The sequence below is a fragment of the Halomonas sp. 328 genome (assembly GCF_015645095.1).
In the GTDB taxonomy this organism is placed as follows: Bacteria; Pseudomonadota; Gammaproteobacteria; order Pseudomonadales; family Halomonadaceae; genus Bisbaumannia.
Genome location: NZ_JADOTW010000003.1, coordinates 58,360 through 77,374, shown reverse-complemented (window position 1 = coordinate 77,374; position 19,015 = coordinate 58,360). Strand labels below are relative to the sequence as shown.

Sequence of the window (19,015 nt, the reverse complement as noted above, 5' to 3'; positions counted from 1 at the left end):
GCTTTTGGGTCATTCGGCCAGGCGCACGCCGGGGCCGGTGACGCCATCCAGGCCGAGCTCGAGCACCGTTTGCCACTCGGCGTCGCTGGCGACGCCTTCGGCGATGGCCAGGATGCCCAATGAATGGCAGAGGGTGGCCATGCCGCGCAGGATGGTCTGCTGCTCCGGGCTGGCCTCGATACCTTGCACCAGGCTGCGGTCGAATTTGAGGTAGGAGAGCCCGCTGTCCTGAAGCTCGCCGAGGCGGTTGAATTCACGGCCCACGTGTTCCAGGCCGAGGTGGCAACCCAGGGGCCGAAGCTCACGACACAGCAGGCGGAAGCGCTCCAGGTCGCGCAGGGCTGCGGACTCCGGCAACTCCAGCCAGAGCTGCCTGGCCTGTTTCGGGTGGGCCTTGAGCAAGGTAATCAATTGGCTCAGGAAGCGGGCATCGCGAATCGAGGCCGGCGACAGGTTGATGCCCAGGGGGCAATGATCGCGGCCGATGGCCTCGACGGCGGCCTTGGCCACGGCCAGATCCAGCGTAGTGGAGAGTTCCAGGCGCGAGATCCAGGGCATAAAGGTGCCCGCCGCTCGCCACTCGCCCTCGAGATGCAGGCGGGAGGGGCACTCCTGGTGCAGCAGTGCCCCCTCGGCATCGATCACCGGGAAGCTGGCCAGGCGCGGGCCCTGGGCAATGGCCTGTTCCAGGGCGTGGCGCCAGTCGGCGTGGTTGGTATAGAGCAGATCGCTGCGCCGGGTCTCGACCCATTGCTGCCCCAGGTCACCCTGGGTCTCGGCGGCGGCCAGGGCGCCATCCAGGCCGGCCATCAGCGTGCTGATGGTGTCCCCCGGCGCATAGTGGCACAGGGCCGAAGGCAGCCTCAGGCTGATCGAGGCTTCGCCGAGTCGCAGGGCCTCCAGCTCGGCGCCGAGCGCCTTGGCCAGTGCGTCGCCATCTTCGCCGCCGGGAATCAGCAGGGCAAAGTCACCACCATTGAGGCGACCCACGACACCGCCCCCCTGGGCCAGAGCGATCTTGTGCAGGCCCTGGCTCAGGCGCTTGAGCAGCTCGTTGGTCTGCGCTCGCCCCAGCCGCTGGTTGACGTCGGCAAGCTGGCTCAGCCGCACCAGGGCCAGGCTGCCGTTGGCGCGCTCATCATCGCTCTCCAGATGAGTCGCAAGCTGGGTCATAAAGGCCTCGCGAACCAGGGCGTCGGTCGCGTCGTCCTGCTGGAGCCGGCGGCGCAGCTTGTCGAGCTTTTCGCTCTCCACGCTCAGCATCTGGCCCACCGAGGCGGAAAGCTGGTTCATCGCCCGCACCACCTGGCGCAGCTCGCGGGTGCGCGGCTCCGGGCTGGTGGTAAAGCGCCGTGCGCCGATGTCCCGGGCCTGGGCGATCACCGCCTCGAGCGGACCGCGAATGGTCTTCACGATCCAGCCGGCGAGCAGCAGGCCGACCAGGGCGGCCAGGCCGAACCAGGCGATCAGCCGCAGGGCGCCGCGCCACAGGGAGTGATAGGCGAAGCTATGGTGGCTCTGCAGGCTCAGGGTGCCGTACTGCTGCCAGCCGTTCTGGATCACCGCCTGGCTCGGCGGCACATCGAAGCGCACCAGGTCGACGAACCAGCCGGGCACGCTATCGATGCGGCCATCGGACTCGCGTCGAGCGATCAGCTCGCCGTCCGGGGCGTGCAGTTCGATCAGTTGATAATGGCCGGTATCGAACTGGGCGGCCATCAACAGCTCGATAATCACCGGATCCTTGTCCAGCTGGCTCATGGAGAGCGCCAGGGCATTGACGTTATCGCTGTTCTTGACGCGAATTTCCTGCTCGGTGTAATCCCGCAGCACCGTCAGCCCCACCGCCAGGCTGCCGCCCAGGGTCAGCAGCAGGATGGTCAGTACGGTCAGCCACAGTTGTTTTATCAATGACATGGGGCCTACTCCCTGGCGAGGTGTCGCGCTGAGACGGCGACGGTTGGTGTGATGGTCGGGGATGACGTCATAGGAACCCCTGCTCCTGCATTCGGGTCAGCACGCTGCTCCAGCGCGACAGGCGCTGTACCGGATTGGCGCGCGATTGTGTCGAGCCGCCGGCCCATAAGCCCTCGCTATTGAAGCTAAAGACGGGGTCCAGGTCGACCCGCTGGGAGGCGGGGGTGATCGAGGGGACCAGGTTGTCGAGGATCAAGGGCTCGCTGGCCGGCGTCTCGTAGTAGCCGAGCACCATATGGGCCTGGGTAATCTGGCTACGGCCGAGGCGTGCTCGAACATAGATCATCCGCAACTGTGAGGTGGGGACCCCAAGGCGCTTGAGGGTGATGTACTTGGCGATGGAGTAATCCTCGCAGTCGCCTTGCCCCTGGCCCATGGTCTCGAGTGGCGTGGCCCAGAAGTCTTCCTGGCCCCAGTTGTCGATATCGTCCACCCAGCGAATGCGGCGATTGAAGAAGTCGTTGGTGTCGCGAAGCTGCGTCGGCAAGGGTTGGTCCGCCAGGCGTTCGAGCAGGGCGAACCACTCCTCCAGGATCGCGCTGCCCTGGCCGCCGTAGCGGCTGCGCATGACCAGGCGCAGCTGGCTGGGGTTGAAATTGCCCTGGGCCGAACTCGACCAGCCGCCGACCACGAGCGTGGCCAGCAGGGCCAGGCCGCCGCCGAGCAGGCCGCGACGCGAGCAGCGTAATGAAGAGTGCGGCGGCGGGGCCATGGGTAAAGTCCAGTCACGGGTCGTCTAACCCCGTGATATCGGCAGCAGACGGGTAAGCTTTAATCCGTGGCCCGGGCCAGGTCGGCCTCCAGCAGCGGCTCCAGGGCCGGCCAGACGTTATCCAGGATAAGCGGCTGAGCCTCGGCGTTGGGATGGATGCCATCGGCCTGCATCAGGGCCCCATTCAGGGCCACCCCCTCCAACAGGAAGGGCACCAGGGGTAGGTCATGGTCGTCGGCGAGACGGTGGAAAACGCCGGTAAAGGCGTCCCGGTAGGCCTGGCCATAGTTGGGGGGAATATCGATCCCCAGCAGCAGCACCTCGGCCGCGGCGGCCTGGCTCGCCTCGATCATGCGGGTCAGGTTGGCCTCGAGCTGACGGGGCGGCAAGCCACGCAGGCCATCGTTGCCGCCCAGCTCGAGCAGAACGATATCGGGGGCGTGCTGTCCCAGCAACTCGGGAAGCCGCGCCGCGCCGCCGCCGCTGGTTTCGCCACTGATGCTGGCGTTGATCACTTCGGCGCGGCCCTCCAGGCGCCGCTCCAGCAGCGCGACCCAGCCCTGGTTCGCCTCGATGCCGTAGGCCGCACTCAGGCTATCTCCCAGCACCAGCAGGCGCGGTTGCGCCTCGGCACCGACCGCGCCGGCCATCAGTAGCCACAGGCCAAGCGTCCAGGCGACCAGGTACCGCCGGGGGGCTGCGGCATGGCAGACTGGCTTCTTGCGCCGCCAACCGATAGGGAATTCCTCGATCATGTCGTACTCCTCGTCTGACCCTGCGATGACCGCTTCACCGATTCTACACGCCGACGGCCTTGGCAAGGGGGTCGACAGTGGCGAGCGTCACTTGACCATTCTGAGTGATCTGGCCCTCGAGGTGTTCCCCGGCGAGAGCGTGGCGATTCTCGGCCAGAGCGGCGCCGGCAAGTCGACCCTGCTGGGCCTGCTGGCGGGCCTGGATACCCCCAGCAGCGGGCACCTGGCGCTGTTCGGCCAGTCGCTGGCAGAGCTCGACGAGGATGGTCGGGCGGCCCTGCGCGCCGGGCGTGTCGGCTTCGTGTTCCAGAATTTCCAGTTGCTGCCGACCCTGACGGCGCTGGAGAACGTGCTGCTGCCCCTGGAGCTGTCACCGCAAGGCAATGGCGAGGCCCGCGCCCGGGAGTGGCTGGAACGGGTGGGCCTGGGCGAGCGCCTCGCTCACCTGCCCAAGCAGCTCTCCGGCGGTGAGCAGCAGCGGGTGGCCATTGCCCGTGCCTTCGTCACCGGCGCCGAGCTGGTGTTCGCCGACGAGCCCACCGGCAACCTGGATCCGGCCACCGGGGCGCGAATCATCGACCTGCTCTTCCAGCTCAACCGGGAGGCCGGCACCACCCTGGTGCTGGTGACCCATGACCATGCCCTGGCGCGGCGCTGTCAGCGTGCCCTGCGCCTGGTCGATGGCCGCCTGGAGCCTCTCGTCCTGGACGAGGTGGAGGCATGAGCCGGGCGGCGACCCTGCCGCGGCAAGGTGCGGCCCAGGCCCTGCGTTTCTCCGCCCGGGGGCTCTGGCGCGACCTGCGTGCCGCCGATGTCCGCGCGCTCTTCCTGGCCTTGATGCTGGCGGTGGCGGCCTCCACCATGATCGGTTTCTTCCTCGATCGCCTCGATCGTGGCCTGACTCGCCAGGCGGGCCAGCTGCTGGGGGGCGACCTGGTACTGGAGCAGGGCGAGCCCTTCGCTCCCGAGCTGCGCCGGACCCTGGAACGGGCCGGACTGACGCTCAGTGATCAGGTGGCACTGGTCTCCATGGTCAGTCTGAATGACGCCTTCCAGGTGGCCAGCCTCAAGGTGGTGGATGGCGTCTATCCGCACTACGGCCGCGTGCTGGTGGATCGCGGCGACGGCAACGAGACCCTGGCCCGGGGGCCGGCCCCCGGCGAGGCCTGGCTGGCCCCGCGCCTGGCCTTGCTGCTCGAGGCAGAGCTGGGCGACCGGGTGCGGATCGGCGAGACGGAGTTGACCGTGACCGGCCTGGTGGAGCGTGAACCGGACCAGTCGGCGGGCTTCGGCAACTTCAATCCGCGATTGATGATGCACCTGGACGACCTGGCGGCGACCCGCCTGGTGCAGCCGGGCTCGCGAGTCGAGTATGAGCTGCTCGCCGCCGGACCGCCCGAGGCCCTGAGCGGTCTCGACTCGCTGCTCGAGGGGCTGCGTCGCGATGGCGTGCGCGTGCGCGACGTGCGCATCGACCGTCCCGGCCTCGGCAACGCCCTGGCGCGGGCCGAGCGTTACCTGAGCCTGGCGGGCCTGGCGGCGGTGCTGCTGGCCGGGGTGGCGGTGGCCATGGCCACCCGCCGCTACGTGGACCGCCACCTGGATACCGCGGCCCTGTTGCGCTGCTTCGGCGCCACCCAGCGCCAACTCACGCGCCTCTTCGCCCTGCAGTTGCTGTGGCTGGCCCTGGCCGCCTCGGCGCTGGGGGCCCTGCTGGGCCTGGCCGGCCAGGCGCTGCTGTTGAGTCTGCTGACGAGCTTCCTGCCCCTGACATTGCCGGCACCGGGTCCCTTGCCGCTACTGCTCGGCGTACTCACCGCCCTGGCGGTACTGGTGGGCTTCGCCGGCCCGACCCTGCTGCGTCTCAAGCGAGTCAGCGCCCTCAAGGTGCTGCGCCGTGAGCTCGATCCCCTGCCGCCGGCGGCCTGGTTGGTGGCGGTGGTGGCCAGCCTGGTGTTTGGCGGCCTCTTGTGGCTCTACTCCGGCGACCTCGGCCTGGCCATCGGCCTGCTGCTGGGGGGCGGCGTGATGCTGACCCTGCTCTGGGGGCTGGGCCGGGGGCTGCTGGCCCTGGTGCTGCTGCTGGTTGGGCGGATGCCGGCGGGGCAGGGGGGCTGGGGCCAGGCGCTGCGCCTGGGTGGCCGCCAATTGGCGCGGCGTCGCCAGGCCAGCCTGGGCCAGATGCTGGCCTTCGCGGTCACCTTCTTCGCCATGGCGATGATCGCCCTGGTACGCGGCGATCTGCTCTCCACCTGGCAGGATCAGTTGCCCGAGGAGATGCCCAACTACTTCGCCATCAATATCCAGCCCGCCGAACGGGATCCCTTCGTCGAGGTGCTGGACGCCCGGGCCGACGAGCGCACTACCCTCTACCCCATGGTGCGCGGGCGCCTGACCGCCATCAATGGCGCCCCGCCCCGGGAGGCGGTACCCGCCGAGGCCCGCGGCGACAACGCCCTGCGTCGCGAGCTCAACCTGACCTGGCAGGAGGCCCTGCCCGAGGGCAATCGCCTGGTGGCCGGCCAGTGGTTCGGCGCCGAGCCCGACCCTGGGGCGCCGGTACCGATCTCCCTGGAGGACGGCTTCGCCGAGCGCCTGGGGCTCGGCCTCGGCGATACCCTGACCTTCACCATCGGCGGCCAGGCGGTGAGTGGTCGGGTGGCCAGCCTGCGCAACCTGGACTGGGACAGCTTCCGGCCCAACTTCTTCGTGATCTTCCCGCCGGGGGTGCTGGATCGCTTCGGTCACAGCTATATCACCGCCTTCCACCTGGATAGCGGCGAGGGCGAGACCCTGCGCACCCTGGTGCACGACTTCCCCGGCGTCTCGCTGCTCAATATCGACGCCATCCTCGGCCAGGTACGCGAGCTGGTGACCCAGGTGACCCGGGCGGTGGAGCTGGTATTGGTCTTCGTGCTGCTGGCCGGGGTCAGCGTGCTCTACGCGGCCCTGACCGCCAGCCGCCCCGTACGCGCCCACGAGGGGGGCCTGTTGCGGGTCTTCGGCGCCGGAACGCGCACCCTCTCGCGGGTGCAGGGCGCCGAGTTCGCCATCCTCGGCCTGGCCAGCGGCCTGATGGGGGCCCTGATGGCGGAGCTGGCCACCGCGGGGCTCTATGCGCTCTGGTTCGACTTGCCGCCACGCCTGCACCCGGAGCTCTGGCTGCTGCTGCCCCTCGGCGGCGCCCTGCTGATCGGCGCCATTGGCCATTTCCTCTCCCGCGGGCTGCGCCGGGAGGCCCCCATGGCCAGCCTGGGCTTGTTGGGAGAGACCTGAGCGAGGCGGTCGAACCTTTAGCTGCGCTAAAGCGAAAGTGAGAAATTATCGAGTCGCCCATGACGGCCTTTCATGTGAAAGGCCGTCGAGGCTGGGGTATCATGGCGCCTTCGAGTTTACCGCCTACCGAGGACCCTCGCCGATGTTCACTCGTGACATGCAGATTGCCGGTTTCGATGATGCCCTCTTCGACGCGATGCAGAAGGAAGTCGCGCGCCAGGAGGCCCATATCGAGCTGATCGCTTCCGAGAACTATGCCAGCCCCCGGGTGATGGAAGCCCAAGGCTCCCAGCTCACCAACAAGTACGCGGAAGGCTATCCCGGCAAGCGTTACTACGGCGGTTGCGAGTACGTGGACATCGTCGAGCAGCTGGCCATCGACTACGCCAAGGAGCTGTTCGGGGCCAGCTACGCCAACGTTCAGCCCCACTCCGGCTCCCAGGCCAACGGCGCCGTCTTCCAGGCCCTGGTCAAGCCGGGTGATACCGTGCTGGGCATGAGCCTGGACGCCGGTGGCCACCTGACCCACGGTGCCAAGCCCAACTTCTCCGGCAAGCACTACAACGCCGTGCAGTACGGCATCGACGAGAACGGCCGCATCGACTACGCCGAAGTCGCCAAGCTTGCCCGCGAGCACCAGCCGAAGATGATCATCGCCGGCTTCTCCGCCTACTCCCAGATCATCGACTGGGCCAAGTTCCGCGAGATCGCCGACGAGGTGGGCGCCTACCTGCTGGTCGACATGGCCCACGTGGCCGGCCTGGTGGCCGCCGGCGTCTACCCGACCCCGCTGCCCCACGCCCATGTGGTCACCACCACCACCCACAAGACCCTGCGCGGCCCGCGCGGCGGCCTGATCCTCTCCGCCGAAGGCAACGAGGAGATCGAGAAGAAGCTGCAGGCCGCGGTCTTCCCGGGCGGCCAGGGCGGCCCCCTGGAGCACGTCATCGCCGCCAAGGCGATCTGCTTCAAGGAAGCCATGGATCCGTCCTTCAAGACCTACCAGCAGCAGGTGGTCAAGAACGCCCAGACCATGGCCGGCGTCTTTATCGAGCGCGGCTTCGAGATCGTCTCCGGGGGCACCGAGGATCACCTCTTCCTGCTGTCGCTGATCAAGCAGGGCCTGACCGGCAAGGACGCGGACGCTGCCCTCGGCCGTGCCCATATCACCGTCAACAAGAACGCCGTGCCCGGCGATCCCCAGAGCCCCTTCGTCACTTCCGGCCTGCGCATCGGCACCCCGGCGGTGACCACCCGCGGCTTCGGCGAGGCCGAGTGCCAGGCGCTGGCCGGCTGGATCTGCGATATCCTCGACGCCATGGCCAAGGGTGAAGACACCAGCGCCATCGAGGCCGAGGTCAAGGCCAAGGTCGAGGCGGTCTGCGGCGAGTTCCCGGTGTACAAATAAGCCCGGTCTACCGCTAAGCCCGGTTTCGCCCAAGGCGAGGGGCGACGGCGGCAAACCGTCGTCCCGCAGTTACCACGCCCCGCGCCGTTATCGACGGCGCGGGGCGTGGCGTTTACGGGCCCTGACCACGGCGTTGTCCTGAAGCCAGGTGGAGTCGCGCTATCTCCGATATGCTGAAGGCAAAGCGGCGGCTTAAGGAGACCCAACGCCATGGCGACACTGACGTTTCTCGGTGCGGTGGGAGAGGTGACCGGTTCGCGCTACCTGCTCGAGGTGGCGGACGACGGGGGCGGCGACCACGCCCTGTTGCTGGAGTGTGGCCTGCATCAGGGGGGAAGTGAGGCGGACGTTCAGAATGCCAGGCCCTTCGGCGCCCTGGCCACCAAGCTCTCGGCGGCGGTGATCTCCCACGGCCACCTGGATCATGCGGGGCTCTTGCCCAAGCTGGTGCGCGAGGGCTACCGGGGGCCGATCCACTGTACCCGTGACACCCGCGACCTGCTGGAGATCATGCTGGTGGATGCGGCCTTCGTGATGGCCAAGGACATCGAATGGGAGAACCGCTGGCGCCACAAGGCCGGCAAGCCGCTGCTGGAGCCGCTCTACGATCAGGATGACGTGGAACAGGCCCTGGCCCAGTGCGAACCCCACCCCTATGGCCAGCCGGTGCACCTGCCAGGAGGGGTGACCCTGGTTTACCGGGACGCGGGCCATATTCTCGGCTCGGCGATCGTCGAGCTGACGGTGCCGTCCGGGGGGCGTCAGCGGCGCCTGGTCTTCTCCGGCGACCTGGGCAACCCCGATTCGGTGCTGATGGAGGATCCCGAGAAGGTCTTCGAGGCGGATGTGGTGTTGATGGAGAGCACCTATGGTGATCGCGATCACCGCCCCCTCGACGAGACCCTGGAGGAGTTCGCCCGGGTGCTGGAAGAGGCCCAGGAGGCGGGTGGCAATGTGCTGATTCCCGCCTTCGCCGTGGGGCGCACCCAGGAGGTGCTCTATCACCTCAGCGTGCTGCACCACGAGGGGCGCCTCAAGCAGCAGCTGGTGTTCCTCGACAGCCCCATGGCGATTCGCGTCACCGAGCTCTACCAGAAGAAGCGCAAGTCGCTGAACCGGGAAGACCTCAAGGTACTCAACGTGGCCGCCCAGGGCGACCCCAGCCAGTACCTGCCGGGGCTACGTCTGACCCGCAGCGTCGAAGAGTCGATGGCCATCAACCGCATCCATGGCGGCGCCATCATCATCGCCGGGGCGGGCATGTGCAACGGCGGGCGGATCATCCACCACCTGCGCTACAACCTGGCCAAGCCCGCCACCCGGGTGGTGATCGTCGGCTTCCAGGCCGCCGGCACCCTGGGGCGCCAGTTGGTGGATGGGGCCGAGCGGGTCAAGCTGTTGGGGGAGGAGGTGCCGGTCAAGGCGCGGGTGCATACCATCGGCGGCTTCTCCGCCCACGCCGGCCAGAGCGAACTGCTGGCCTGGGCCGGGGCCTTCCGCAACCAGCCGCGGTTCTATCTGGTGCATGGAGAGCCCGGTGCCCAGCAGGCGCTGCAGGCGGCCCTGGCCGAGGCCGACATCGAGGCCGAGATCCCCGTTTATGGGGAGAAGATCGAGCTGTAGCCGCAAGGCTTTGGGAACATTGAAATAGTCGTTCGCCCTTGTTTAGCAAGCTGAATATTAAGAAATTTTCTGGCTCAGGGAGGGACTGGTGAAATTCCGGGAGCGGGACTAACGTAAGGAAGATTGTCCCCTTTGTGGCGTTAGTTTACTCGTACTCGAGCCACGCTCGCTCCGGTGACCCCGCATGGCCAGTCAAGAGCCGTTGTCGAATCTGCGGCAGGCGCTAGGCGTCTGCCGCGGAGGTTTCGTGTCGGTGGGGTTCTTCAGCCTGTTCATCAACCTGTTGATGCTGGTGCCCGCCATCTACATGTTGCAGGTCTACGATCGGGTGCTCTCGACCCGCAGCGGCGAGACCCTGCTGATGTTGACCCTGGTGGTGGTCTTCCTCTTCGCGGTCATGGGGCTTCTCGAGCTGGTGCGCTCGCGGATGCTGGTGCGTATCGGCAATCGCCTCGATGCCCTGCTCAACGAGCGCCTCTATCGAGCCATGTTCCGCCGTAGCCTGCTCGGCAAGGGGAGCGCATCGGCCCAGCCGGTGGACGACCTCACCACCCTGCGTCAGTTCCTGGCCGGCAATGGTTTGCTGGCCTTCTTCGATGCGCCCTGGGTGCCCATCTATCTGGCGGTGCTCTTTCTCTTCCACCCCTGGCTGGGGTTCTTTGCCACGGGTTCCGGCCTGTTGCTGCTGACCCTGGCCGTGGTCGCCGAAAAGCTCACCCAGCCGCTGCTGGCCGGGGCTCAGGGGGAGCACATCAAGTCCCGGGAACTGGCCACCGCTAACCTGCGTAATGCCGAGGTATTGCATGCCATGGGCATGCTGCCCGGCATCATGGGGCGCTGGTCTCGTCGCCACCGGCACTCCCTGGTCGAGCAGTCCCGAGCCAACGACCGTGGCGAGGCCTTGGGGGGCGCGTCCCGGGTGCTGCGCCTGCTGGCCCAGTCGCTGATCCTGGGGCTGGGGGCCTGGCTGGTGCTGCGTGCCGAGATGACGCCGGGGATGATGATCGCCGGTGCCATCATCATGAGCCGTGCCCTGGCGCCCATCGATCGCCTGATCGCCACCTGGAAGGGCGTCGTGGCGGCCCGTGGTGCCTATGGCCGCCTCGACGAGCTATTGAAGACGATTCCCGAGGAGGAGGAGAGCATGTCCCTGCCTGCGCCGCTGGGTGACGTCCGTGTCGAGGGCGTGACCGCGGCGCCGCCCGGGGAGCTGGTACCGACCCTGCGTGGCATCCAACTGGCGGTACGAGCCGGCGAGCATGTCGGTATCGTCGGCCCCAGCGCTGCCGGCAAGTCGACCCTGGCCCGGGTGCTGCTGGGTATCTGGCCGCCGCTGGCCGGCACGGTTCGCCTCGATGGGGCCGATATCACCCGCTGGAATCGCGAGGAGCTGGGCCCCCATATCGGCTACCTGCCCCAGGATATCGAACTCTTCGAGGGCAGTATCGCCGAGAATATTGCCCGCTTCGGCGAGGTGGATACCGAGGCCGTGGTCGCCGCCGCCCGCAAGGCGGGGGTCCACGAGATGGTGCTGGCGTTACCCGAAGGCTACGACACTCTGATCGGCCCCGGTGGTGCCGGTCTCTCCGGTGGCCAGCGTCAGCGTATCGCCCTGGCTCGGGCCCTTTATGGCAACCCGGTGCTGGTGGTCCTCGATGAGCCCAATGCCAGCCTCGACGACCGCGGGGAACATGCCCTGCGTGCCGCCATGGTGGCCCTCAAGCGCGAGGGGGTGACCCTGTTCGTGATCAGCCATCGGGTCAGCGTACTGAAAGGCATGGACACCCTGCTGGTGTTGCGTGAAGGGCAGGTCCAGCTCAGCGGCCCGCGTGAGGAAGTGATGGCCTGCCTGGCCGGCAAGACGGCCCCCCAGGGAGCCGTCGCCCAGGCGGCGAGGGGGCGGATGGTCGCGGTCCATCCTGCCAGTGCTGGCAAGGTCATGGGAGGGCAGGGTGATGCGCCAGTCGGCCAGTGACGAGGGCGGGGCTACGCGTCCGCGCCAGGGCAAGTTACCGGCCCTGGAGGCCCCGGTGCTCGAGGGCGAGTATGAGGAGCGCGTCCCGGTCACCTACCGTCGCTACTTCTATCTCGGGTTGCTGGTGCTGCTGCTGGCGCTGGGGGGCTTCGGCGGCTGGGCCTTCAGCGCCAACCTGGCGGTGGCCGTGGTGGCGCCTGGCCATGTGACGGTCGAAAGCTTCCGGCGGACGGTGCAGCATCTCGAGGGCGGGATCGTTCGTGACATCCTGATTGCCGATGGTGATCGCGTCGAGGCGGGGCAGCCGCTGGTCGTCCTCGACGACACCCGGGTGCGCACCCAGCTACAGATGGTGCGCGCCCGCTACCTGGTGGGGCGGGCCACCGAGCTGCGGCTGCTGGCCGAGCAGCGGGGGGACACGTCGTTGGCCTTCCCCGGGGAACTGACCGGGAGCGATCTACCGAGAGTCCAGGAGGTACTGGCCGTGCAACAGGCGCTCTTCGCCGCCCGGCGGGAGTCGTTGCGCGGCACCCTGGAGGCACTGGACTCCCAGGTCGAACAGATGCAGCGCCAGATCACGGGGCTCGAGGAGATGGTGCAGTTCGGCGAGCGGCAAGCCGCCTCACTGCGCGGTGAGGTGGCCGATCTGCGCAGCCTGCATAGCCGCGGGCTGGTTGGCAATCAGCGGATGCGTGAGCTGGAGCGGGACCTGCTGGAACTCTCCCGGGAGATTGCCGGTCACCGTGCCGAGATCGGCCGACTGGGCGCCGGGATCAGCGAGAACCGCCTGCAGCGCGAGGTTCGCGTGCAAGAGTATCGGCGCGAGATCGGCGAGCAGTTGCGCGAGGCCCAGGGCCTCGCCTCCGAGGCCCAGGAGCAGAGCATCGCGCTGACGGAGCAACTGGAGCGTACCCGGGTGATGGCCCCGGTGGCGGGCATCGTGGTGGAGCGCCGGGTGCACTCGGTGGGTGACGTGCTTCGCTCTGGCGATCCGCTGCTGGATATCGTGCCCGTCGACGACAGTTTCCTGATCGAGGCCAGGGTGCCGGACCGCGATATCGACCAGCTCTATCCTGGCCAGCCGGCGGAGATCCGCTTCTCCGCCTTCAACCAGCGCTCGACCCATGTCATCGCGGGGCAGGTGATCTTCGTCGGCGCCGACAGCCAGGTGGACGAGGCCACGGGCGTGCGCTTCTACCGCGTGCGACTGAGGGTGACCGATGAGGGGCGTCAGAAGATGAGCGACGAAATGCAGTTGCTCGCTGGCATGCCGGCCGAGGTGATGATTCGTACCGGGGAGCGGACCTTCGTGAGTTATATCACCAAGCCGATGACCGATATGCTGGCCCGGGCCATTCGTGAGGAGTAGTCCCTCCACCGGGCATGACAAGGAAGGGAGATACCGCAGTATGTTGCTGGAGAACCCACCGATTCACCTGATTACCGAGTCGACGCCCCAGTCCCAGCTGTTCGCCGACTACCTGCATCGTCAACTGGAGTGCGCCGTGACCCTACGGGCACCGCGGATGGTCGGTCGGCCCCACGGCGAGAGCCGGCTGCTGATCCTGCTGGATATCGATCATCTGGACGAAACGGACCTGCATGCCTGGCGACTCCGGGTCGCCGAGTTGCCCGGCGTGTTCCTGGCCGCCTTCAATCTGCGTGACGAGGCCCATGCCGTGGAGTTGCTCTCCAGCATGCATCTCCAGGGCATCTTCTATCGCAGCGACAGCCTCGAGTTGATCTGCAAGGGGTTGACCCTGCTGCGGGAAGGCAAGCCCTGGATGTCGCGCTCGCTGATGGCGCGACTGCTGGAGTATTACCGGCAGCGCCAGCTCAATGTCTATCGTCCCACCTGTGGCCTGACCCAGCGTGAGCTGGAGATCATCGGCCTGCTCGGTGCCGGGGCCACCAATATGGAGATCGCCGACCGGCTCTTCGTCAGCGAGCATACCGTCAAGTCGCACCTCTATAATATCTTCCGCAAGATCGACGTGCATAGCCGTGGTCAGGCGATCAACTGGACCCGCCGCCACCTGGGTGCCCCGCCTCCGCTTCAAAAGCGCCGCTACTCGGAATAACCCGCGCCTATTTCCCGCGACTCAATGACTCTCGCGTCCAGCCTGATGGAATGCGTCTTCGGTCTATCCAGCCTATACGGCGCCATGCGCCTGGCCAGATCGGTCGAGACGCGACCATCGAGGTCGAGTAAACGAGCGTCAGCAAGAGCACCCGAAGGGCCCGCGCTTCGGAGTATGAGAAAACTCATACCTTGAGTGTGAGTTAGTCCAATATATGGCCATGTTTCTTAATGGCTTTTCTCATGTTTGCGATAGCAGGTAATTGGTTCTGTTTTCTTGTGTAATTGATAAGTCATTTGCGGTGGATTGGCTAATTTTTATATGAGTGATCGGACCCCTTTATGGCGCGATATCATCGGGCCGATCGCCAACATGCCGGCCCGGGCAATCAGGAAGGAATAAGTGGCCATCCAGAGTGGGGTAAGCCTTACTCCGGGAAGGCCGCGGATCAGAGGGCGGGCGTATAAACGCACTGAACGGTTAGGGGGAACAAATCATGTCAGAAGACCTCCTGGAAATCACGGACTCGATATCGATAGATGAAACCCCAGGCGTACAGGCCGACAAGGATGAAATTGCTGTCGAGGAAGACTGGGCCGCGCAACTAGCAGCATTGTTTCCCGGCTATGACTTCGGCAAGCCCGCCAACCTGTCCCACAAGGAGGGAATGATCAGCACCCCGGACGGGTTCTCCACCATCGGCTGGGCGGCGGACGAGGAGGGTACCTCGCTCGATGGCGTCGAAAGCAACCTGATGGCGCTCGACCCCGAGTCCGGTGAATACGAAGCGGTAACACTCAGCACCGAGGACGATGGCAAGGTGCTGATCGGTACCACGGCATCGGGAAATATCGCCTTTATCGCGGTGATCGTGCCAAGCGAGGACGGCCTCTCGTCCGACGTCTACCTCCTGGGCTATCTGCCCATGGAGCACGGCGACTCGTCGGATCCCGATGATTTTGTTGAGCTGGCAGGCCTTTACGTCCATGTCACCGTGGAGGGCTCACTCGATTTCGAATTCGATGGCGCCCCCTCGGGGAACAATGACTTTATGGCCTTCGGCGAAGCCGATGGGGTGGCCATCGTCGTCACCGGGCGCACCGAAGGCGAGACCGTGAACAGCAGCAAGGCCGGCAACGAGCCCACCTCGCTTGCCGCCAACAGCAATAATATCAACGCCGGCGAGGGGCTGGTGATCACCTATGTCCTGGGAATGAACCCGGACTACCTGGTTCCCAATCTGAGCGGGCCCGAGGCGAGCGACACGGCCAACATCCTGTTCGATGATCTGCATTCGGCAACGGAAGGCTCGGTGACCATCGTCAAGGTGGGCCCGGGGAATACCACCGCGACGGTCAAGATTACCGCGCTCTATACGGAGGTCGAGCTGGGAGCCGACTTTATTCCGGGGATTACCAACGATGGCGTCATCACGATCACCGCCGTCTATGTCAACGGCGAGGTGGCGGCCTCTACCACGGATTCCAATGGCGCTGTGACGGTTACCGGCATAAGAAACAACGACGTTATCACCTTCGAGACCGATGGCGACCATAACCGCTTCGTGGTAGAGAACGGTGGCACGGGGAACGCCAGGTTTAGTCTTGGTGGCGTGTCCATCGCCGGTACCGAGGAGCAGAGTGACGCGGCGCTTGCCTCGCTGCTCTTCTATGATGACGGGCCCTCGGTGGGCGACAACCTGACCGTGGAGCTCGACGACGGCGCCCTGGAGGGCGGAAATAAGGAGGATTTCGAGCCCGTGAACACCACCGGTACACTCGCCCACGACTTCGGCGCGGATGGGGCCGGTAGTATCGAATGGCTGACCACCGGCGCACCGGCCGGTTTCAGCTATGTGCTCGATGGCGACGACCTGCAGATCAAGCAGGACGATGTGGTGGTACTGACACTTACCGTCGATGCCGACGGCAATTACACCGTGACCCAGAACAGTCCGGTGATGCATGCCCCGGGAGACGGCGAGAACACCCAGACGTTTAGCATCGGCTACCGGGTCACCGACAAGGACGGCGACTCCATCGACGGCTCCCTGATGATCGACGTCGTGGATGATGTTCCGACCATCGCTCTCAGTGGGGACACGGTAGATCCGCTCGAGACGGACGACAGCGATATCATCGATAGCGACAGCGCCGACTTCTCCGTGCTATTCGACGTGAGCTTCGGCGCCGACGGTCCGGCCGATGGCGGTGGCCTCAGCTATTCACTCTCGGTGCTCAACGCATCGAGCGGTCTGGTGGATACGCTGACCGGTCAAGCGGTGATGCTCGCTCTCGATGAAGATGGGGACATCGTCGGTTCGATCATGGTAGAAGGCGACGCGGTCGAGGTGATTCGCATTAGTGTCGACACGGAAAGCGGCGAGGTCACGCTTACCCAGAGCCGGGCGCTCGTTCACCCGGGGGTCAATGATCCGAATGATCAGGTAACGCTCGCCTCGGGTACGATCGGCTTGACCGCGACGGCGATGGACGCCGACGGTGACGAAGTCAACTCCGATCCTGTCGATATCTCCGGGGCTTTCGTTTTCCTCGACGATGAACCCGAGTTCGAGCGTGACATCGAGGACGGCTCGGTGGCCTTCCTAGTAGGGCAAACGGACACGGACAGCGGTTTCCTCGACTACGGCAACGACGGCGCGAAGAGCTTCGTGATCACCGACTACACGGAGCTGCCTAATGACACCATCCTTGGTGAGGTGACCGCGGTACTGTCCGCCGATGGCACGGAGCTTGTCTACTCGAACGCGGATGGAGAGCTGTTCCGACTCACTCTCGACTCCGTGAACAGCTATCTCTTCGAGGTCCTCCAGGATGCGCCGCTGATCCTGAATCCACTGGACTTCGGGTCGGTCACGCCGGGCGGGCCGAAGGAGCTCGAGATCGTGCAGGGTGAGCTGGGGACAACCACGGTGGTGTTCGATGGTTTCCTGTCGACGAACTTCGACGGCGATGCCGTGGAAGAGTACGACCAGGGTAACCTCCCCGATCCCGGTGACACCGCTGACGATGTCAATATCAGCAGCAAGGGCATCGGGCTCAAGGACAACCAGATGGATCCGGGTGAGCAGCTGAAGTTCAGCGTCTATGAGGACTTCACGGCGGGTATCACCAAGGAGGTCGAGGGGGTGCAACTGGTTATCGACGGCGGGACGGGCCCCAATACCACCTTCAGCGTCCGAATGGTTGCCTATGACAGCGATGGCAACCTCGTCGCCGAGGAGGTGTTCGAAGGCCTGGCCCTGCCGAAGGGCAGCAACACCCTGGTATTGGATTTCCTGCCTGGGGAGTCCTTCCACGAAGTCTACCTCTTCCATGATCTCGACAATGACAATAACGGTTTCCGGATCAAGTCGATCTCCCTGTACGAGCGTGAAGAGATTCCCGACTTCCAGCTCGAGACCACGGTGCGTGCCACCGATGGCGACGGCGATTTCGTCGAGGGTAGCTTCACCATCGATATTGGTGGCAGTGGCGAGAGTGAGATGTCCATGGAGGACAGCCTGCTCTAGGCCGAATCACTCGATTGCCATATCACTACCCACAGGCCGACCCGCAGTTCGCGGGCCGGCCTGCGGTGTTTACACCGGCCCTGGGTGGAGATACCCCGCGGCCCAGCTATGGCCAGGACGTCCCTTGTGAGGCTTTGGTCGCGCTGCGGCGGTGTGCCGCAGGACGCCTCATGCCCTTGTGATCTAAGGTTATGCAATTGCTGCATCCATAAGCCGGGCCGTCTCCCAAGGGCGAGCCCGGGGTCATCACCGATGGGAGACCTTCCTATGCTGTCACGCAAGACCTTCGCCCTGGCCGCGGCCATTCCTTCCCTGGGCCTGGCCAGCCTGGCCATGGCCGACGACCATGAGCATGCCGAGTCCGATCGTGCCCTGGTGATTCTGACCAGCGATTCCCTCTATACCCAGGGCATGGCGATGATCCTCTCCAATGCCATGCAGCAGCAGGGCACCGAGCTGCACATTCTGCTCTGCGATGGTGCCGGCGAGCTGGCCGTAGAGGGCTACGCCAGCCCCGAGACGATCGCCACGCCGCCAGCCAATCCGGCGGGCGAGGTGGTGCCGGAGGCCCTGCTGGGCATGCTGATGAACCACGGTGCCAACGTCGAGGTCTGTGCCATCTTCCTGCCCAATACCGATCATGAGGCGTCCGACCTGAAGGACGGCGTCGGTGTGGCCGCCCCGGGCCCCATCGCCGAGATGATGCGCGCCCCGGCTATCCCGGTGTACAGCTTCTAACCTCGCTAGGATCTGCGTTCCGCAGGAAAAAGATTCCACCTTGCCGAGCCCGGGTAATGCCGTGGCTCGGCTTTTTTTATTTAAAACAAAGATTTGCAAAAGCTATCCGCAGGATAGGGAATGCCGATTGGTGGTATATTCATTATTGGAATAAATTTATAACCGTAGTCAGGGCGCGATGCCCACCCAGTCACACTTGATCAACGATGGGAGACCTTCATGGAAAACCAGACTCAACCCAGCGTCACCATGCCGCAGCTCAACATGCCGGCACCCGATTTCACCGCCAAGACCACCCAGGGCGAGAAGTCCCTGAGTGACTACAAGGGCAAGTGGCTGGTGCTGTTCGCTCACCCCGCCGACTTTACCCCGGTATGCACCACCGAGTTCATGGCCTTCGCGCGTCGTGCCGAAGAGTTCAAGGCTGCGGATACCGAGCTGCTGGGCCTCTCCATCGATGGAGTCCATGCGCATATCGCCTGGACGCGTAGCATCAAGGAGAACTTCGGCGTCGAGATCCCCTTCCCGATCATCGCCGACCTGAACATGAAGGTGGCCAATGCCTACGGCATGGTGCAGCCCGGCGCCAGCGACACCTCGGCGGTGCGTGCCACCTTCGTGATCGATCCCCAGGGCATCCTGCGGGCAATGATCTACTACCCCATGAGCAATGGTCGCTCCATCGATGAGGTGCTGCGTCTGGTCAAGTCACTCCAGACCAGTGATGCTCATGGAGTCGCCACGCCGGAGGCCTGGCAGCCGGGTGAGCCGGTGATCGTGCCGCCGCCTGCCACCGATGCCGAAGCTGAGGCGCGCCAGGGTCAAGGCTACGACTACACCGACTGGTACTTCAGCAAGAAGACCCTCTAAGAGGGGGGCCCGTCGGGGGAGACCCCGACCGGCAACGATTCAGGGAGAGGGGAGGCTGTCGTGAGTAT

Annotated in this window: 13 protein-coding genes; 10 read left to right on the top strand and 3 right to left on the bottom strand. The window is 65.5% G+C overall.

Annotation, left to right across the window (positions count from 1 at the left end):
* Nucleotides 1-9 precede the first annotated feature (9 nt).
* The 3 genes from IHD13_RS01980 to IHD13_RS01970 all read right to left on the bottom strand — a co-directional run bounded on the left by IHD13_RS01980 (nucleotide 10) and on the right by IHD13_RS01970 (nucleotide 3,339).
* A complete protein-coding gene (locus tag IHD13_RS01980) occupies nucleotides 10-1,917 on the bottom strand; it encodes an EAL domain-containing protein (protein WP_195859358.1) in 1,908 nt (635 codons plus the stop codon).
* Between the two features lie 67 nt (nucleotides 1,918-1,984).
* Nucleotides 1,985-2,689, bottom strand: coding sequence for a transglutaminase-like cysteine peptidase (locus tag IHD13_RS01975; protein WP_195859357.1), 705 nt, complete (start codon nucleotides 2,687-2,689; stop codon nucleotides 1,985-1,987).
* A gap of 59 nt (nucleotides 2,690-2,748) precedes the next feature.
* Nucleotides 2,749-3,339, bottom strand: coding sequence for an arylesterase (locus IHD13_RS01970; RefSeq protein ID WP_230086094.1), 591 nt, complete (start codon nucleotides 3,337-3,339; stop codon nucleotides 2,749-2,751).
* Nucleotides 3,340-3,442: 103 nt separating this feature from the next.
* Here IHD13_RS01970 and IHD13_RS01965 point away from each other — a divergent pair, with 103 nt between their 5' ends.
* From IHD13_RS01965 to IHD13_RS01920, 10 genes are all read left to right on the top strand, one after another.
* Nucleotides 3,443-4,168, top strand: coding sequence for an ABC transporter ATP-binding protein (locus IHD13_RS01965; RefSeq protein ID WP_195859355.1), 726 nt, complete (start codon nucleotides 3,443-3,445; stop codon nucleotides 4,166-4,168).
* A complete protein-coding gene (locus tag IHD13_RS01960; protein ID WP_195859354.1) occupies nucleotides 4,165-6,720 on the top strand; it encodes an ABC transporter permease in 2,556 nt (851 codons plus the stop codon). Before IHD13_RS01965 ends, IHD13_RS01960 begins: the two co-directional genes overlap by 4 nt.
* A gap of 142 nt (nucleotides 6,721-6,862) precedes the next feature.
* Nucleotides 6,863-8,128: a serine hydroxymethyltransferase gene (glyA, locus tag IHD13_RS01955; protein ID WP_195859353.1), complete on the top strand. Its 1,266-nt coding sequence runs from the start codon at nucleotides 6,863-6,865 to the stop codon at nucleotides 8,126-8,128.
* 210 nt (nucleotides 8,129-8,338) lie between these two features.
* A complete protein-coding gene (locus IHD13_RS01950; protein WP_195859352.1) occupies nucleotides 8,339-9,751 on the top strand; it encodes an MBL fold metallo-hydrolase RNA specificity domain-containing protein in 1,413 nt (470 codons plus the stop codon).
* 184 nt (nucleotides 9,752-9,935) lie between these two features.
* The gene (locus IHD13_RS01945; RefSeq protein ID WP_195859351.1) at nucleotides 9,936-11,726 is read left to right on the top strand and encodes a type I secretion system permease/ATPase; all 1,791 of its coding nucleotides are present in this window, start codon (nucleotides 9,936-9,938) and stop codon (nucleotides 11,724-11,726) included.
* On the top strand, nucleotides 11,707-13,095 hold the full coding sequence (locus tag IHD13_RS01940) for an HlyD family type I secretion periplasmic adaptor subunit (protein ID WP_195859350.1): 1,389 nt from the start codon (nucleotides 11,707-11,709) through the stop codon (nucleotides 13,093-13,095). Before IHD13_RS01945 ends, IHD13_RS01940 begins: the two co-directional genes overlap by 20 nt.
* 40 nt (nucleotides 13,096-13,135) lie before the next feature.
* Nucleotides 13,136-13,807 carry a helix-turn-helix transcriptional regulator gene (locus tag IHD13_RS01935; protein WP_195859349.1) on the top strand — a complete coding sequence of 224 codons (672 nt, stop codon included), beginning with the start codon at nucleotides 13,136-13,138 and terminating at the stop codon, nucleotides 13,805-13,807.
* A 496-nt stretch (nucleotides 13,808-14,303) separates the two neighbouring features.
* The gene (locus tag IHD13_RS01930) at nucleotides 14,304-17,339 is read left to right on the top strand and encodes a DUF5801 repeats-in-toxin domain-containing protein (RefSeq protein ID WP_195859348.1); all 3,036 of its coding nucleotides are present in this window, start codon (nucleotides 14,304-14,306) and stop codon (nucleotides 17,337-17,339) included.
* Nucleotides 17,340-17,606: 267 nt separating this feature from the next.
* Nucleotides 17,607-18,077, top strand: a complete 471-nt coding sequence (locus IHD13_RS01925; protein WP_230086080.1) for a hypothetical protein — start codon at nucleotides 17,607-17,609, stop codon at nucleotides 18,075-18,077.
* Between the two features lie 219 nt (nucleotides 18,078-18,296).
* Nucleotides 18,297-18,947, top strand: coding sequence for a peroxiredoxin (locus tag IHD13_RS01920; RefSeq protein WP_195859347.1), 651 nt, complete (start codon nucleotides 18,297-18,299; stop codon nucleotides 18,945-18,947).
* Nucleotides 18,948-19,015 lie beyond the last annotated feature (68 nt).

What these genes read in the sequence shown, in the direction of transcription:
- IHD13_RS01980 (WP_195859358.1), bottom strand. Translation starts at nt 1,917, where the DNA reads ATGTCATTGATAAAACAACTGTGGCTGACCGTACTGACCATCCTGCTG.
- IHD13_RS01975 (WP_195859357.1), bottom strand. Translation starts at nt 2,689, where the DNA reads ATGGCCCCGCCGCCGCACTCTTCATTACGCTGCTCGCGTCGCGGCCTG.
- IHD13_RS01970 (WP_230086094.1), bottom strand. Translation starts at nt 3,339, where the DNA reads ATGGCCGGCGCGGTCGGTGCCGAGGCGCAACCGCGCCTGCTGGTGCTG.
- IHD13_RS01965 (WP_195859355.1), top strand. Translation starts at nt 3,443, where the DNA reads ATGTCGTACTCCTCGTCTGACCCTGCGATGACCGCTTCACCGATTCTA.
- IHD13_RS01960 (WP_195859354.1), top strand. Translation starts at nt 4,165, where the DNA reads ATGAGCCGGGCGGCGACCCTGCCGCGGCAAGGTGCGGCCCAGGCCCTG.
- glyA (WP_195859353.1), top strand. Translation starts at nt 6,863, where the DNA reads ATGTTCACTCGTGACATGCAGATTGCCGGTTTCGATGATGCCCTCTTC.
- IHD13_RS01950 (WP_195859352.1), top strand. Translation starts at nt 8,339, where the DNA reads ATGGCGACACTGACGTTTCTCGGTGCGGTGGGAGAGGTGACCGGTTCG.
- IHD13_RS01945 (WP_195859351.1), top strand. Translation starts at nt 9,936, where the DNA reads ATGGCCAGTCAAGAGCCGTTGTCGAATCTGCGGCAGGCGCTAGGCGTC.
- IHD13_RS01940 (WP_195859350.1), top strand. Translation starts at nt 11,707, where the DNA reads ATGCGCCAGTCGGCCAGTGACGAGGGCGGGGCTACGCGTCCGCGCCAG.
- IHD13_RS01935 (WP_195859349.1), top strand. Translation starts at nt 13,136, where the DNA reads ATGTTGCTGGAGAACCCACCGATTCACCTGATTACCGAGTCGACGCCC.
- IHD13_RS01930 (WP_195859348.1), top strand. Translation starts at nt 14,304, where the DNA reads ATGTCAGAAGACCTCCTGGAAATCACGGACTCGATATCGATAGATGAA.
- IHD13_RS01925 (WP_230086080.1), top strand. Translation starts at nt 17,607, where the DNA reads ATGCTGTCACGCAAGACCTTCGCCCTGGCCGCGGCCATTCCTTCCCTG.
- IHD13_RS01920 (WP_195859347.1), top strand. Translation starts at nt 18,297, where the DNA reads ATGGAAAACCAGACTCAACCCAGCGTCACCATGCCGCAGCTCAACATG.